Source organism: Hyphomonas sp. (genome assembly GCF_013823385.1).
Classification (GTDB): Bacteria; Pseudomonadota; Alphaproteobacteria; order Caulobacterales; family Hyphomonadaceae; genus Hyphomonas.
The window spans coordinates 22,802-38,031 of record NZ_PNMA01000032.1; the positions used below are offsets into that span (position 1 = coordinate 22,802).

At 64.8% G+C, this 15,230-nt stretch carries 14 protein-coding genes, 1 pseudogene and 1 riboswitch; of the genes and pseudogenes, 2 read left to right on the forward strand and 13 right to left on the reverse strand.

The window, feature by feature from the left end:
* Complete coding sequence (locus tag C0456_RS16075; protein ID WP_291054168.1) at positions 1-342, reverse strand: hypothetical protein; 342 nt, start codon at positions 340-342, stop codon at positions 1-3.
* A 138-nt stretch (positions 343-480) separates the two neighbouring features.
* Between C0456_RS16075 and C0456_RS16080 the strand changes: the two genes are divergently transcribed.
* A complete protein-coding gene (locus C0456_RS16080) occupies positions 481-1,845 on the forward strand; it encodes an acyltransferase (protein ID WP_291054170.1) in 1,365 nt (454 codons plus the stop codon).
* Positions 1,846-1,867: 22 nt separating this feature from the next.
* On the opposite strand, the gene gcvPB is transcribed toward C0456_RS16080, so the two are convergent.
* The 11 genes from gcvPB to C0456_RS16135 form a co-directional block, all read right to left on the reverse strand.
* Positions 1,868-3,439, reverse strand: a complete 1,572-nt coding sequence (gene gcvPB / locus C0456_RS16085) for an aminomethyl-transferring glycine dehydrogenase subunit GcvPB (protein ID WP_291054172.1) — start codon at positions 3,437-3,439, stop codon at positions 1,868-1,870.
* A gap of 169 nt (positions 3,440-3,608) precedes the next feature.
* Complete coding sequence (gene gcvPA / locus C0456_RS16090) at positions 3,609-4,952, reverse strand: aminomethyl-transferring glycine dehydrogenase subunit GcvPA (RefSeq protein WP_291054174.1); 1,344 nt, start codon at positions 4,950-4,952, stop codon at positions 3,609-3,611.
* Between the two features lie 3 nt (positions 4,953-4,955).
* On the reverse strand, positions 4,956-5,327 hold the full coding sequence (gene gcvH / locus C0456_RS16095) for a glycine cleavage system protein GcvH (RefSeq protein ID WP_291054176.1): 372 nt from the start codon (positions 5,325-5,327) through the stop codon (positions 4,956-4,958).
* An 18-nt stretch (positions 5,328-5,345) separates the two neighbouring features.
* A complete protein-coding gene (gcvT, locus tag C0456_RS16100) occupies positions 5,346-6,500 on the reverse strand; it encodes a glycine cleavage system aminomethyltransferase GcvT (RefSeq protein WP_291054178.1) in 1,155 nt (384 codons plus the stop codon).
* A 145-nt stretch (positions 6,501-6,645) separates the two neighbouring features.
* A riboswitch (glycine riboswitch) is annotated at positions 6,646-6,737 on the reverse strand.
* 50 nt (positions 6,738-6,787) lie between these two features.
* Complete coding sequence (locus tag C0456_RS16105; RefSeq protein WP_291054180.1) at positions 6,788-7,564, reverse strand: isocitrate lyase/phosphoenolpyruvate mutase family protein; 777 nt, start codon at positions 7,562-7,564, stop codon at positions 6,788-6,790.
* Between the two features lie 123 nt (positions 7,565-7,687).
* Positions 7,688-8,053 (reverse strand): DUF6768 family protein, encoded by a 366-nt coding sequence (locus C0456_RS16110; protein WP_291054182.1) that lies wholly within the window; start codon positions 8,051-8,053, stop codon positions 7,688-7,690.
* Entirely contained in the window at positions 8,050-8,592 is a 543-nt protein-coding gene (locus C0456_RS16115) for a sigma-70 family RNA polymerase sigma factor (protein ID WP_291054184.1), read from the reverse strand. The genes C0456_RS16110 and C0456_RS16115 overlap by 4 nt, the downstream gene beginning before the upstream one ends.
* 50 nt (positions 8,593-8,642) lie before the next feature.
* On the reverse strand, positions 8,643-9,710 hold the full coding sequence (locus C0456_RS16120; RefSeq protein ID WP_291054186.1) for an endonuclease/exonuclease/phosphatase family protein: 1,068 nt from the start codon (positions 9,708-9,710) through the stop codon (positions 8,643-8,645).
* 91 nt (positions 9,711-9,801) lie between these two features.
* Positions 9,802-10,944: a YcjF family protein gene (locus C0456_RS16125; protein ID WP_291054195.1), complete on the reverse strand. Its 1,143-nt coding sequence runs from the start codon at positions 10,942-10,944 to the stop codon at positions 9,802-9,804.
* 149 nt (positions 10,945-11,093) lie between these two features.
* Entirely contained in the window at positions 11,094-12,863 is a 1,770-nt protein-coding gene (argS, locus tag C0456_RS16130; RefSeq protein WP_291054197.1) for an arginine--tRNA ligase, read from the reverse strand.
* A 3-nt stretch (positions 12,864-12,866) separates the two neighbouring features.
* The gene (locus C0456_RS16135) at positions 12,867-13,454 is read right to left on the reverse strand and encodes a hypothetical protein (RefSeq protein WP_291054199.1); all 588 of its coding nucleotides are present in this window, start codon (positions 13,452-13,454) and stop codon (positions 12,867-12,869) included.
* A gap of 114 nt (positions 13,455-13,568) precedes the next feature.
* Here C0456_RS16135 and ispH point away from each other — a divergent pair, with 114 nt between their 5' ends.
* A complete protein-coding gene (ispH, locus tag C0456_RS16140; protein ID WP_291054201.1) occupies positions 13,569-14,516 on the forward strand; it encodes a 4-hydroxy-3-methylbut-2-enyl diphosphate reductase in 948 nt (315 codons plus the stop codon).
* A 290-nt stretch (positions 14,517-14,806) separates the two neighbouring features.
* On the opposite strand, the pseudogene C0456_RS16145 reads toward ispH, so the two are convergent.
* A pseudogene (locus tag C0456_RS16145) lies at positions 14,807-15,230 on the reverse strand (hypothetical protein); the annotation flags it as partial.

A 15,230-nucleotide genomic window follows, 5' to 3' on the forward strand; every position in this document is an offset into this window, starting at 1 on the left:
CTATTCGGCGAAGATACGCTTTTCGCGGCCGAACACGCTGCGCATCAGCCAGTTCGGCGCCATACGCTCCACCCGGGGATGCCGCGCCAGGACGCTCTCCATCCAGCGGCGGCCCCAGACCGCATTGCGGCCCAGCAGCACGGCGCCGACGATCGCCATCGGCAGACCGATCGGGAGGAAGGGGGTGGCGATGCCCACCGGGATGGCCAGCACGATCATGCCGAGCCCTGTCACCGCCAGCGTCTGGCGGGCGACGACATTCACGCCATTACGCAGGACGTGAATAGGTTTGGGCGGCGCGTAGACCGGTTCGTTCATCAGGGTGGTGTTTTCGTGCGACATGGCGATCAATATGGGTTTGGAGTTGATACTTACCAGAGTAACGCGCGAGATGTGTCGAAACTCTGGCAAGGGCGTGACCCCATTGCTACACTTTGAAGAAAATCCACAGAACCGAACCGGAAGTTGGCCCCGCCAGACATGAAGCTTCACTCCATCCAGCTTCTTCGCGGCATCGCGGCTCTGCTTGTGGTGTTCTATCATGCCTGTAGTTTACAGCTTCTGACGATCAGCTCTGAAAATGCAGGCAATGCGGTGCTTGGCGGCGTTTTTGCCAGCGGTTTTGCGGGCGTGGACCTGTTTTTCGTGATTTCCGGCTTCATCATGGTGTGGGTCACGCGGCGGACGGAGCCTGGCTTGCCGGGCGTGGGGGAGTTCCTGTTCGCCCGCATCACGCGGATCTATCCGCTCTGGTGGGCGGCCGCGGCGCTGGCGGCAGCTTACTATCTTTTTCTTCATGTTCCGGATGCGAACGATCCGGCCTGGCGGGCTGCCCTGCAGGACGACGAGGCGGCGGGCTTCCTGGTGAAGTCCTTCCTGCTGATTCCCCAGCCGGACCTTCCGGTGCTCAGCCTTGGCTGGACGCTGATGCACGAGATGTACTTCTACGCAGTATTTGCCGGCCTGCTGCTGGTGCCGCGCGCGGTCCTCCCGCTCGCGCTGCTGGGCTGGGGCGGGCTGGTGGTGGCGGCCTCCCTCCTCGGCCTCTCAGAGCCGATCGCCTTCAATTTCCTCACCCTCGCCATTCACCCGCTGACGATGGAGTTCATCTTCGGCGCGATGGTGGGGCTGACGCTCAGCTCGGGGCTGGTTGCCCGCTCCGGTATCCTAACGCTTGTCGCCGCCCTTTGGTTCACCGCCAGCCTCTGCCTGCAGGGTGAGGTGACACCCTATACCTATCAATGGGGCCGGGTGCTGGCCTTCGGCGTGCCCGGCGCGCTGCTGATCTATGGCTTTGCCGCGCTGGAACAGCATGGGCGGCTGGTCTGGCTGGTGCCGGTGGCGGGTGCCGTGATCACCTGCGCGGCGGTCTTCCAGATGCAGGGCGTCTCTCCGGCAAGCGAGCTCGCCCTGCGTCAGGGCGCGACCCTCGTGGCAGTCGCGGCGGGCATTGGCGCGGCGGGCATCGTGCTCGGCCTTGGCTGGCTGGGCGGGCAGTATGCGCCAGGCGTCCTCTACACGCTTGGCCGCCCGCTGGAGCTGCTCTACGCCGCCGGCAAGCATATCGGCGACTGGTCCTATTCCATCTATCTGGGGCACATCTTCGCCCTTGGCGGCCTCGTCTTCCTGCAGCGCTGGCTGGCAACGGCAGGAGACTGGGCGGCGCCCTTCGCGCTGGGCGCGCCGGGCGTGCTGGATGATCTCATCTATATCGCATGCGCCTTCACCGGCGCGCTGCTGGCCGGCTGGTTTGGCTACATGCTGGTGGAGCGGCCTGCGCTTTCCCTCTTCCGGATGGTGAGACGGCGGCTGTTTCCCTACAGCCGCCGTGCCCGTGAAGACTAATCTGTCCTGAGAGAGGCGCGGCTTATTCGGCCGCCACCTTGCTGGCGTCCGGCGCGGCCCATTTCAGCACCGGCTTGCGCGCCGCCCGCGTCTCGTCTAGGCGTTTGGCCGGGGCAAGGTATGGCGCGCCTTTCAGCGTGTCGTCGCCTTGGGCGGCGCGGCGGGCGATAGATTCAAGCGCGTCGCAGAAGCGGTCAAGTTCGGCCTTGGACTCTGTCTCCGTCGGCTCGATCAGCATCGCGCCATGAACGACGAGGGGGAAATACATCGTCATCGGATGGTAGCCCTCATCAATGAGGGCCTTGGCGATGTCGATGGTCTCGATGCCGTCTGCGGTGAAGGCGTCAGAGAACAGCGCCTCGTGCATGCAATAGCCGTCGAAGGCCGGGCTCATCACATGCTTCAGGCGCGCCTGGATATAGTTGGCGTTCAGCACGGCATCCTCGGCGGCCTGTTTCAGGCCATCTGCGCCATGGCTCAACATATAGGCGAGGGCCCGCACGAACATGCCCATCTGGCCATGGAAGGCGACCATGCGGCCAAAGCTTTCGCTCGCTTCCCCGTCCACCTGTTCGACAAGGCGGAAGATGCCATCCTCATCCTTCACCACGAAAGGCACCGGCGCAAACGGCGCCAGCGCTTCGGAGAGAACGGTCGGGCCAGAGCCCGGCCCGCCGCCGCCATGGGGGGTGGAGAAGGTCTTGTGCAGGTTGATGTGCATCGCATCGACGCCGAGATCGCCAGGGCGCACGCGGCCGACGATGGCGTTGAAGTTTGCCCCGTCACAATAGAAATACCCGCCGGCCTTGTGGATCAGATCGGCGATCTCGCGGATGTCTGTTTCAAACAGGCCGCATGTGTTCGGGTTGGTCAGCATGATGCCGGCCACGTCCTCAGACTTTTCCAGCTTCGCCTTCAGGTCTGCCATATCCACGCGGCCACGCTTGTTGGCCTTGATCTCGTCCACGATGAAACCGCACTGGGCAGCTGTCGCCGGGTTTGTTCCGTGGGCGGACTCAGGCACCAGCATCCGCTTGCGCGTCTCGCCATCGCCGCGCGCGATCAGCGCCTGACGGATGGCCAGCAGTCCGCAGAGCTCACCATGCGCGCCGGCTTTCGGGCTCATCGCCACGGCCGGCATGTTGGTCAGCGTCTTCAGCCAGGTGGCCAACTCGTCGATCAGCTCCAGCGCGCCTTGCACGGTCGCCTGCGGCTGCAGCGGGTGAATGTCGCCAAAGCCGGGCAGGCGCGCCATCTTTTCGTTGAGCCGCGGATTGTGCTTCATCGTGCACGAGCCGAGGGGAAAAAGCCCAAGGTCGATAGCGTAATTCTTCTGGGAGAGGCGCATGTAATGGCGCACGGCTTGGGGTTCGGAAAGGCCGGGCAGGCCGGTATCCACCTTGCGGGCCACCCCGCCGAGACGGCTTTTGAGGCCCTTGGGTTTGGGCAGGTCAACGCCGGTGGTTTCCGGCGTGCCGATCTCGAAGAGAAGATCTTCATGCTGAAGAAGCCCGCGCGAGCCCGATACGGTTTCGATGGCGGCGGCGGAGACGGAAGTTGGCGCCGTGGGGCGGCCGGTTGAGTTCATGGTCATTGGGTGTCTCCAGCGATGAGGGAAACTCCTCCCCCGTTTACGGGGGAGGTGGGCCGCAAAGCGGCTCGGAGGGGGAAGCGGCAGGCGGAAGCGCGTGGGGCTTCCCCCCTCCGCCCTTCGGGCACCTCCCCCGTAAACGGGGGAGGAGACGCAGCGCGTGAGCCGAACATCAGATGATCTCCTTCAGAGCATCGGCATAGGCGGCGATATCGTCCGCTGTCGTGCATTCGGTGGCGGCGATGAGGATGACGTCGCCCAGATGGTCGCCGGGAAAGAGGCGGGAGGCGCGCACGCCGCCGACGATGCCGGCTTCGTCCAGCATGGCGAGCACGGCTTCGGCATCCATCGGTGTACGGATGGCAAACTCGTTGAAGAAGCGCGGGGTGAGCAGCTCAACGCCCTTCACCGAGGTCAGCGCATCGGCCAGCTCGACGGCTGCTTCATGGTTGAGCTCAGCCAGTTGCTTCAGGCCCTTCCCGCCCAGCAGCGTCATGTGGGACGTGAAGGCGAGGGCGCAGAGGCCGGAATTGGTGCAGATGTTCGAGGTCGCCTTGTCGCGGCGGATATGCTGCTCGCGGGTGGAGAGCGTCAGCACGAAGCCGCGATTACCGTCGGCGTCCACCGTTTCACCGCAGAGGCGGCCCGGCATCTGGCGCACCAGCTTGTCGCGCACCGAGAAGAGGCCGACATACGGCCCGCCAAAGTTCAGGCCATTGCCGATCGACTGGCCTTCGCCGGCCGCAATGTCGGCGCCCATTTCGCCGGGCGGGGTGACCATGCCGAGGCTGACCGCTTCAGTGAACACCGAGACAAGCAGCGCGCCCTTGCCATGGGCGGCGTCGGCCACTCCGGAAAGATCGGTCACCGTGCCGAACACGTTCGGGCTCTGGCCGATGACGCAGGCGGTTTCTCCGTCCACGGCCTTTGCCAGCTCGCCTTCGCCATCAATGGCGACGGGGAGTTGCACCACTTCCAGCCCCTGCGCTTCGCAGAGCAGGCGCGTGGCGGCGGCGTAATGCGGGTGCAGGCCGCCCGACAGGATCACCTTCTTGCGGCGGGTGACGCGCGCGGCCATCACGGCGGCTTCGGCGCAGGCGGTCGAGCCGTCATACATCGAGGCGTTGGCCACATCCATGGCGGTCAGCGCAGCAACCTGCGTCTGGAATTCAAACAGGGTCTGCAGCGTGCCTTGGGCGATTTCCGGCTGGTAGGGAGTGTAGGTCGTCAGGAATTCCGAGCGCTGGATGATCATGTCGACCGTGGCGGGGACATGATGCTTATAGGCGCCGGCGCCGACGAAGAATGGCCCGGAAGAGGCCGAGCGGTTCTTCGCGGCGAGCCTGGTCAGGTGCCGCTCGACCGCGAGTTCGCCCTGATGGTCGGGCAGGCCGGGAACCTTGCCCTTCAGGCGGGCGGCTTCAGGAACATCCGTGTAAAAATCATCGACGGATTTGGCGCCGATGGTGGCCAGCATGCTGGCGCGGTCCTCGGGCGTGAGCGGCAGGTAGCGCATGTATCAGAGACCTTCGCAATAGGCGGTGTAGGCAGCTTCATCCATCAGCCCGTCAAGCTCGCCGGGGTCGGCAATCTTGATGCGGACGAACCAGGCGTCGCCCTCGGCCGCTTCGTTGACTTTTTCAGGCGCGTCGGCAAGCCCGGTATTGGCCTCAACCACGGAGCCGGAGATCGGCGCGTAGACATCGGACGCAGCCTTGACGCTCTCGACCACGGCAAAGCCGTCGCCCTTGGCGATCTTGGCGCCGCTTTCGGGAAGCTCGACATAGACAACATCGCCCAGCTGGCCAGCGGCATAGGCCGTGATGCCCACCGTGCCGGTGTCGCCTTCGACGCGGATCCATTCATGGTCCTTGGTGTAATAGGTGGTCATGTGCGTGCCCCTTCTGGTCTAGCGTTTGTAGTTTTGCGGAACGAACGGAAGGGCGGCCACTTCGGCGGGGCGTGCCTTTCCGCGAACGATGAGATCAATCTTCGTGCCGGGCGCGGCATGCGCGGCGGCGATATAGCCCATGGCGACGGGGCCATCGACGCTGGGGCTAAAGCCGCCGGAGGTGATAGTGCCGACGGTTTCGCCATTGATCTGGATTTCAGTGCCTTCCCGCGCCGGGGCGCGCTCCAGCGGGCGGATGCCGACCCGCTTGCGTGCGGGGCCTTCCTTCAGCTCACGGAGAATGCGCGGCGCGCCAGGGAAATCGCCTGCCTCGCGGCGGCGCTTCTGGATCACCCAGCCAAGGTCTGCCTCGATGGGGGAAATGTCGGGCGCAAGGTCATGGCCATAGAGGCAGAGGCCTGCCTCAAGGCGCAGCGAGTCGCGCGCGCCGAGGCCGATGGGCTTCACCCGATCGTCCGTATACATTTCTTCGATCAGCGGCAGGCCGGCTTCGGCCGGGATCAGGACTTCAAAGCCATCCTCGCCGGTATAGCCGCAGCGCGAGACGATGCAGCGCTGGCCGTTCATTTCAAACGGCATGTGGTGCATGAATTTCAGCTCTTCGCAGCCGGGGAAAAAGTCGGCCATCACATCGACGGCCTTCGGGCCCTGCAGCGCAAAGAGGATGCGGTCATCAGCGCGGGTCAGCACGGCCTTGCCGGCCAGCGCTTTTTCAAAGATCGCCCAGTCCTGCTCTTTCATGGCGCCGTTGACGACGATGTAGAGCGTGCCCTGGGCGTCATCACCGAGGGGACGGGTGATGATGAGGTCGTCGAGGATGCCGCCGTCTTCGTTCAGCAGCACCGTGAGGCGCGCCTGGCCGGGCTTGAGGCTCGCAATGTCAGACGGCACCAGCGTCTCGATCAGCGCGGCAATCTCGGCATGGGCCGCGTCGCCCCCGCCAATGCCCGCTTCCAGCGTCAGGAAGCAGGGGCCCATATGGGAGACATCAAAGAGGCCCGCCTCGCTGCGCGTCCAAAGATGTTCGGCCATCACGCCTTCAAACTGGACAGGCATTTCATAGCCGGCAAAGCCTACGAGCTTGCCGCCCATCTTCACGTGCGAGTCGTAAAGCGGGGTGCGCTTCAGGTTTTCAGTCGCGGCCTCTGACATGGCGCCCTTTCATAGAGTGACGGCGCAGCGCGCAGGCGCTGCTCTGGTCCGTCGCCCCCGCTGTCCGGGCGCCTGAGAGATTCCGCCGGTCTTCGACCGGCTTGCTCCTTCGGCGAGGCGTGTTGCAGCCTCTTTCCAGCGTGTTGACCCTCTTCCGGCCCTTTTGCCTGAGCGTTTCCGGGGCGGTTGCGCCTTCGGCGGCGGCCTCGGTGGACCGCTCTCTCCCGGAAGAGGATGATTGAGGGTCAGCTAGCCCGGATTCTCGGGCGCGGCAAGGGCCAGGCGTGTCAGCCCGCTTCGCCGGCCCGTTTTGCATAGGAAGCGAGCGTTGCCATCGCCGCGCGCCACGGGAATGGGCCATAGCTGATGCGGCGCACGCCCGCCTCCGCCAGCGCGTGGAAGGGCACGGCCTCCGGCCCGGCCATCACATTCACCGGCAGGGGCGAGCCCGCGCAGACCTGCCGGATCAGCGACATGTCCCGCAGGCCCGGCACGAAGAAGCTGCTGGCGCCCGCCTCGGCATAGGCCTTCCCGCGCGCGATCACGCTGGCGATCAGCGCGTCATGAGCTTCGGGCTTGGTATTGAGGCAGATATCGGTGCGCGCATTGATCCAGAAGCCGGGCAGCTTCGCCTCTGCCGCCTGGCGCGCCGCGCGGAGGCGGGCGGCGGCCTCTTCCACCGGGCGCACGCCTTCGCCATCGCCCGCCGGATAGCCATCTTCCAGATTGATGCCGACCGCGCCGGCCTCAATCACGCGGGCAATATTCTGGCCGAGCCCTGCCTCGCTGGCCGCATAGCCTGCTTCAAAGTCGAGCGAGACCGGCAGGTCCACCGCGCCGGTAATCCGCGCGGCATTCTCCAGCACGGCGTCCAGCGGCACGGTCTCGCCATCGCCAAAGCCGAGCGCCCCGCCCACCGAGGCGCTGCCCGTCGCCAGCGCGGCGGCCCCGGCGGCGGCCACCGTGCGGGCAGAGCCGGCATCCCAGATATTCACCAGCACCAGCGGCGCCTCCCCGGCATGCAGCTGGCGGAAGAGGGCAAGCTTTTCAGTCTGCGTGGGCATGGGGCGGCTCCTTCTGTGGCGCGTAACAAGGCAACGGCTTGCCAGCCCCCGCGTTCCGCCGCGACCCGTTTCTTGCGGGTTTGAGTGTCAGCGCAAGGCAGGGGCCGGGCAATTGAGATTTGCTCAGGCCGCGCGGCGAATCAGGCGCAGTTCGATACGTTTAAGCTCGCGCAGGGTGGCCAGGTGGGTCATCCGCAGCCAGAACCAGGTCTTGATCATGCCCGTTGCCACCATGGCGAACACAAATCCCGCCAGCCAAAGGCCAACCTCCTGAACGCTGGCCGCCCGGCTGATCTCCACCGCGCACCAGATCATGCCCAAGAAGAAGATGAAGCCCAGCATGAAGGCAAAGCCGGTCCAGAATTTCATCGGGCCGGTAAAGGTTGCGCCCAGCTGGCCGAACAGGCTTTCGCCTTCCTCCAGATTCTTCAGGAACGCCTCGTCCTCGGCGCTGAGGCTTTCTTTCAGGCGTGTTTCAAAGCTCGTCATGTCAGGTCTCCTTCAAGAAGCTGTTTGAGCTGCTGGCGCGCATGAAAGATGCGCGATTTGGCCGTGCCGGTGGGAACGCCGGTCGCGGCGGCTGTTTCGGCAAGGGTGAGGCCCTCGCTGAAATAGAGAATGGCGGCGATGCGGTGCTCGGGGCTGAGCTGGCCCAGCGCCTCCAGGATCGCATGGCGCAGGGGCGCGGCCGCCGCGATGGCAGGCTCCGCCTCAGGGGGCGGGGCGAAATACCGGCGCTCGCCGCTCCGGCGGCGGATACGGTCGGCGCATTTGCGGGTGAGGATGCCATACGCCCAGCCCGGAAACATCGCCGGATCAGACAGCCGCATCCAGCCCCGGCAGATGCCGCCCCAGGCTTCCTGCACGGCCTCGCGCGCCTCTTCCCCGTCGCCCAGCATCCGCCGGGCCGCGCGCAGCAGCCGGGGATGCCAGCGCGCCGCGAGGCGTTCGCCCGCCCGCACGTCCCCCGCGCGCACCAGCGTGACGAGCAGTTCGTCATAGATCCGGTCTGTGTCGCTCAGTGCCATGCCGCGCCCTTGTCTTTCATAAGGATAGTCGCGCGGGGTGGCCGAAAGGTTCAATCCGGCTGCAGGGTGCCTTCCGGGGGTGCCGGCCCATCGGTGCGCCGCAGCAGGGCCACCACGGGCTGGTGGTCGGTAAACCGGAAGCCAAGGTCGATGCCGCGCACCTCGTCCACCGCCACATTCGGGGAAGCGACAAAGCCGTCGATGATCGCCGTATAATTGACGCCTGCCGTGTAGGGCTGCTCATTGGTGCGGGTGGTGGGCACGGCCGGGTCGATCAGGATCTGCCAGCCCCGGCGCAGGGTTTCCTGGGGAAAATCATGCACCCAGAAAAGCGCTTCCTCGGCGCTGGTGTAAGCAAAGTCCGTCTGCGCCAGGCGCATGTTCCAGTCCCCGCCGATCACCACCGCCGCGCCCCGCTGATAATAGGACTGTGCCAGATCCAGCACCTCGCGCAGCTGCCGCCTCCGCGTATTGGCCCCCTCGTCAAAGGCGGAAAGATGCACATTGATCACCACCCAGGGCTGGCCCTCAACCTCCAGCTCCGTCACCTGCAGATGATAGCGCCGCTGGATGAAGCCCATGATCGGCTCAGGCTCCTCCGAAAGGCGCACAAGCTCGGTCTCTTCGGCTGCCACTTTCAGGAAAGTGCCAAGGCCATGGCGCATCGAAAGCGGGCCGGGGAAAAGCCGTGTACGGATGTCTGAGGAAAATACCATGCCATAGCCCGGCAGGGCCGCCTTCACGCCCCCCAGCACATCAACATTGTGCGTGAGGAAGCCCGCCGCGGCGAGTTCCTGCATCAGGAGAATGTCCGGCGCCTCTTCCCGCAGCACGGTCTGAATGCCGGCCAGGTTTTTCTCCACCACCTTGCGGCCGGGCGGGCGCAGCATCTTCCCGCCATCCATCTGGAAATCGGATTCCTCGCCAAGGCCCGAATAGCCGATATTCCAGATCATCAGCTTCAGCGGCGCCTGCGCGGCGGGCAGGGCAGCGGGCGCTGTCTCCCGCCGTTCCGGAATGCCGTCATCGGTCAGCGTCACGAAGATCGCCGCGCCCGCATAGAGCGCCGCCAGCATCACCAGCAGGGAGACATAGACAAGTATCCTGCGCAGCCACATGTGCCCACCCGGTCAGCCATCATCCACCCGCGCTCATCTAGAACGGGCGGCGGCGCCCGTGTCCAGCCGCGCAGCTGACGCAGCGTTCACTTTATACGCCGCCGGGCATCCTGCCGCCGCCAAACCAGCTGCGGATCAGCTCCCAGGTGCTGCGCGAGCCGGCCATCACGCGCTCTGTGGCGCGCGTGGCATGGGTGGTCAGCCCGCCGAGGCGTTTCATGAGGTCGGAAATCACCGAGCCCGATTCGGCCTTCACCTCCTGAAGCGCGCCTTCGGAAATCGCCGCCGCCTGCACCGCCGTCCAGCCCTTGAAGCTGCGGCAGCGGCGCTTGGCGAGGTAGCCGAGCTTCAGCGTCATCATCGCATTGATGCCGCCATCCATCACCGGCCCGGCAATCAGCCCGCCCATCCGCCCCAGGAGGCTGCCGACCACCTCGCCGGTAATGTCGGTCACATCCTCCAGCGCCCGGGCGGCCACCACGATGGCCGCCACATCGCGCAGGATGCGCAGGCTGCCCATCAGGTGCGGCCGGCCGAAATAGAGGCGCGAGACACGGGCGACGAGATTGGCATTCCGCCACAGCACAATGAAGGCGTCCACCGTGCCGTTCATCGAGATGGCCGTCGCCACACCCACGCTCACGGCCTCGGCATGGATGATCTGGTTCACGCGCTTGTCCAGCGGGGCGAGCAGGGCTTCGATATGCGCCCGCTCGAAGGTCTGCAGGTCGATGGAAAGGGCGAGGGCTTCTTCGGGCATGGCGCGCGCGGCATGGGCGGCGAGGGCTTTGCCCTTGGTGATGCTGTCCTGAATGGCGGCAGCTTCGGCCTGCACTTCGGGATTGGCAGCGAGCATCTTCAGATAGCGGACGTCATAGGTAAGGCGCGCGGCGATCGCTTTGGGATCGGGCGCCTTGGGGTCGATCAGGATGTCTGGCGGCTTGGCCGCCACCGGCATGGAAAGAAACGCCGCCACGGGCCGCGCCACCAGCCAGGCCAGCCCCGCCGTCAGCACCACAATGTAAACCAGCCCTGCCACCGGATGGAGATCATCGAAGAGGCGGTAGAAGAGGTAGGCCTGACCGATCACCATCAGGAAGGCGATCACCACGACCACCGAGGCTGCCACCTTCACCACCCGCCACCCCTGCGCCCATTGCGCGGCGAGCTCCCATTGCTGCGGCGGCTTCTCGGCAGGCGGGGCAGCAGGAACCGGAACGGGCGCGTTGGCCATGAGCAGTGTCCTCCAGAATGCGAGGGCGCATTAAGCGCCGCAACCCGTAGGTCGGATAGAGGCCAAAGGCCGAAATCCGACGCTCCCAAACACCGCATCCCGCAATGGCGGATTTCGCTGCGCTCTATCCGCCCTACGCTAATACAGGTTTACATCCGCGCCGGCACATCAATCCCAAGCAGCTCCAACCCCGTCTCCAGCTGGTGGCGCACAGCGTCCGCCAGCGCCAGCCGGCTCGCGCGCTTTTCGGCGTCGGTTTCCGATGCAATCGGCAGGGCCGCATAGAAGCTGCTGAAGGCCTGCGCGAGGCCATAAAGGTGTTCGCACAGGATATGCGGCATGCGTTTTTCGCGGGCGCCGAGAAGGGCGGCGCCGAAGCCGTCGAGTTGCAGGACGAGGGCGCGTTCGGTGTCTTCGGTTACCATGACTTTGCCCGGCGCGTGGCCGTTCTCGGCGGCCTTGCGCAGCACGGATTTTACGCGCACGGCGGCATACATCAGGTAAGGCCCGGTCTTGCCCTCGAAGCTCGTGAAGCGGTCGAGGTCGAACACATAATTGGTCGTCCGCGTGTTCATCAGGTCGGAGAAGCGCAGCGCCGCGACGGCCACCTTCTTCGCCACGTTGAAGCGTTCTTCGGCGCCCATGTCTGCGGGGAGGTTCGCGGCGGAAAGTTTCTTGTCCGCTTCTTCCATCGCCATTGCCTGAAGGTCAGCGAGGCGCAACACGCCGCCTTCGCGCGTCTTGAAAGGCTTGCCGTCCGGGCCGTTGACCGTGCCGAAGCCGATATGCTCCAGCTTGTCCTCGGCGATCAGGCCCAGCTTGTCTGCCGCGCGGAACACCTGCTCGAAATGCAGCGCCTGGCGCTGGTCCACCACATAGAGCATCCGCTCCGGCGTGGGGGTCAGCGTATCCATCCGGTCAAGGATCGTCGCAAGGTCGGTCGTGTGATAGCCCGTGCCGCCGCGGCTGTTGACCAGCATCACGGGGGGCATCTCTTTCTTGTCGCTCTCGCGCGCGACCGGCACGATCCACGCCCCGTCGCTCAGCTCGGCAAGGCCGGCTGCCTTGAAGCGTTCCACGAGGCCGGGGATGAGGCCATCCACATCGCTCTCGCCCTTCCAGAGGTCGAAGGAGACGTTGAGGAAGCCATAGTCTGCTTTAAGCGCCTCAACCGACACATCGATGAAATGGCGCAGCAGCGCGCGGTAGCCCGCCCGGCCCGCCTGCATCTCGGCAACGGCGCGCTGTGAGCGCTCATTGCGCGCCTCGTCCGCCTTCGCCTTGCCCGACGCCTGCGGATAAAGCCGGCCCAGATCGTCAATCGTCACCGGCGGCTCGGCCGGGTAGGGGCCGGTATAGGCGGCATCGAAATAAATCAGATCCGGCTGCTCGTCCTGCAGCTCGGTGACGAGGTGGCCCATCTGAAGCCCCCAATCGCCAAGGTGCACATCAGAGGTCACCTCATCGCCCAGGAAGCGCAGGAGCCGTTGCAGCGTATCGCCGATCACGGCAGAGCGCAGATGGCCGACATGCATCGGCTTGGCCACATTGGCCCCGCCAAAGTCGATCACGGTCACGGCGGCGTCAGGTGCTTTCTCCGCCCCCGCCATCGCGTCCCCGCGCACGTTTTCGGCGCGGGCCGAGAGCGCCGCGTCCGATACCCGCAGATTGATGAAGCCCGGCCCGGCGACTTCCGCAGACAGCACGCTGGCATGTTCTTTCAGCTTCGCGGCAATCTCCCCGGCAATCTCGCGCGGGTTCTTAGCCGCGGCCTTCGCCGCCGCCATCGCGCCATTGCACTGGAAGTCTGCCAGCTCCGGCTTGTCGCTCCGGCGCACTTCGCCAAACCGTGCCTCCAGCCCCATGGCGTCGAAGGCGGCGCCAGCGGCTGCCGATAGCTCCTTTGCGAGGCTGGTCATGGCTTACTCCGCCAGCTTCGCGCCCGCATCGAGGCGGAATCGCTTGCCGGCGCGGTTGAACTCCAGCTGCTCGGGCGTCAGCTCGAAGCCCACCACCACCTCGAAGTTCACGCCCGAGATCGAGCCATCGGCGCGCGGAATGGAGATGCGGTTGACCAGTTCGGACTTGCCCGTCACCGGCTTGCCGCGGAAGTTCGCCTCGCTGGCGAAGGTCTCCTTGGCCAGAACCTTGCCATTGCGGCGCGTCACGGCCACGAAATACGGGTAGGTGTGGCTGTCGGCGCCGGCCTTCGGGCCCTTGCCATAGGCAAAGTCGATCTCGATCTCGGCGGCCAGCGGAATATCATCGGTATAGCGGCAGTAGATGCGCACATTGGTGATCTCGCCGGTAAAGGCGATATCGGAGTAAAGCTCGCCCGCGCCATCGGCGAATTTCACATAGCGGGCCGCGTCATAGACAGAGCCGACAACCGGGCAGGGGCCGGCGTTCGGCGTATTGTCCAGGCTCTGGGCCAGGCGGCTGCTGCGGCAGCCGGTCACCGCCGTGGCGGCCAGGAACGTAGCGGCGAGGATCAGGGCAGTTCTGCGCATGCGTCGGCGTGTCCATCTTGGCCTTGGGCAAAGGCCTGTCCATGTGATAACCCGCCCCGTGTTAAAGGCCTTGCGGCGCCCACGCAACGCATTCGGCGCAGGAGACGTGCCCAGATGACGACCAAACCGCCCCTCACCCTGCGCCTGGCCGCCCCGCGCGGCTTCTGCGCCGGGGTCGACCGCGCCATCCAGATCGTCGAGGAAGCCCTGAAAAAGTGGGGCGCCCCGGTCTATGTGCGCCACGAAATCGTCCATAACCGCCATGTGGTGGAGCGTCTGGAGGCCCTCGGCGCCATCTTCGTGGAGGAGCTGGAAGAATGCCCGGATGACCGCCCGGTCATCTTCTCCGCCCATGGCGTGCCAAAATCGGTCCCCGCCGAGGCGCGCCAGCGCAACATGATCTATGTCGACGCAACCTGCCCGCTGGTCTCCAAGGTGCATGTCGAGGCCGCCCGCCATCATGACCAGGCCCGCGAGATCCTCCTCATCGGCCATGCCGGCCACCCCGAAGTCATCGGCACCATGGGCCAGCTTCCCGAGGGCGCCGTCACCCTGATCGAGACGGTGGAAGACGCAGCGGCCTACCAGCCCAAAGACCCCGCCAACCTCGCCTTCCTCACCCAGACGACGCTCAGCGTGGACGACACCGCCGAAATCGTCGGCGCCCTGCAGGCCCGCTTCCCCGGCATCGCCGTGCCCCACAAGGAAGACATCTGCTACGCCACCACCAATCGTCAGGACGCGGTCAAAGTTCTCGCGCCGGGCGCAGGCCTCGTTCTGGTGATCGGTGCCCGGACGAGTTCAAACTCCGTCCGCCTCGTCGAAGTCGCCCTCCGCGCCGGCGCCGCAAGAGCAGAACTCATCGCCTCGGCAGACGACATCGACTGGACATGGTTCGAAGGCGTGGGCGTCCTCGGCCTAACCGCCGGCGCCAGCGCCCCGGAAGACCTCGTCCAGGGCGTGATCGATGCGTGCCGGGACCGCTTCGCCGTGACGATGGAAACGGTGAAAACGGCAGATGAAACGGTGACGTTCAAACTGCCGCGAGTGTTGGCAGGATAACCGCCTCACCCCCAAACCCTCCGTCCACGTCATCCCGGTTTCGCGTCAAAGACGCGAAGACCGGGACCCAGCGCACCAGAAAAACAAATTCTGGGTCCCGGACAATCGCTCCCGCGATTTCCGGGAAGACGCCGCAATGAGCGTTGGCTCAAATTTCAGGGGACCATAGCAGGTGAAACGAAACCGTAGGGTGGGTTGAGCGGAGCGATACCCACCATCCCACGCCGCCGCAAACCGGTGGGTATCGCTCCGCTCAACCTACCCGGCGATTGCCACCGGTCTCGGGGGCTTCAGTAACCAGCCCAGAAATCTATCAGTTCAAATCCGTCCGTATACTCAATACCATAAATAGATGTCCCAACTCCCAGGTATTCATATGTAGCCATAAGGCGTTGCCTAAAGTTTTTATCTCTTGTTATGAATGCGCTGCACAAACTGCCCCATGACGCGTGACTCAAGTCTGACGCGCTGGATTTGAACTGCCGCTCTTTTCGTAGTTTCTTGTCGGGGAAATACCCGATCATGTTCAACATTAGCATCATATTACGAACTTTGTCAGGAACCGTGTACGGTTCACGGGTGATCGGATTCAAACCTTTGATTTGAAAGAAGTCGTCGATATCAGTGTATCGAAGCTGTGTTGGCGAGGCCTGAATTAGTGCCCATATCCGCTCAATCACTTTGCTTGCTGTAATTTTGTTGAGTTCCTGCAAG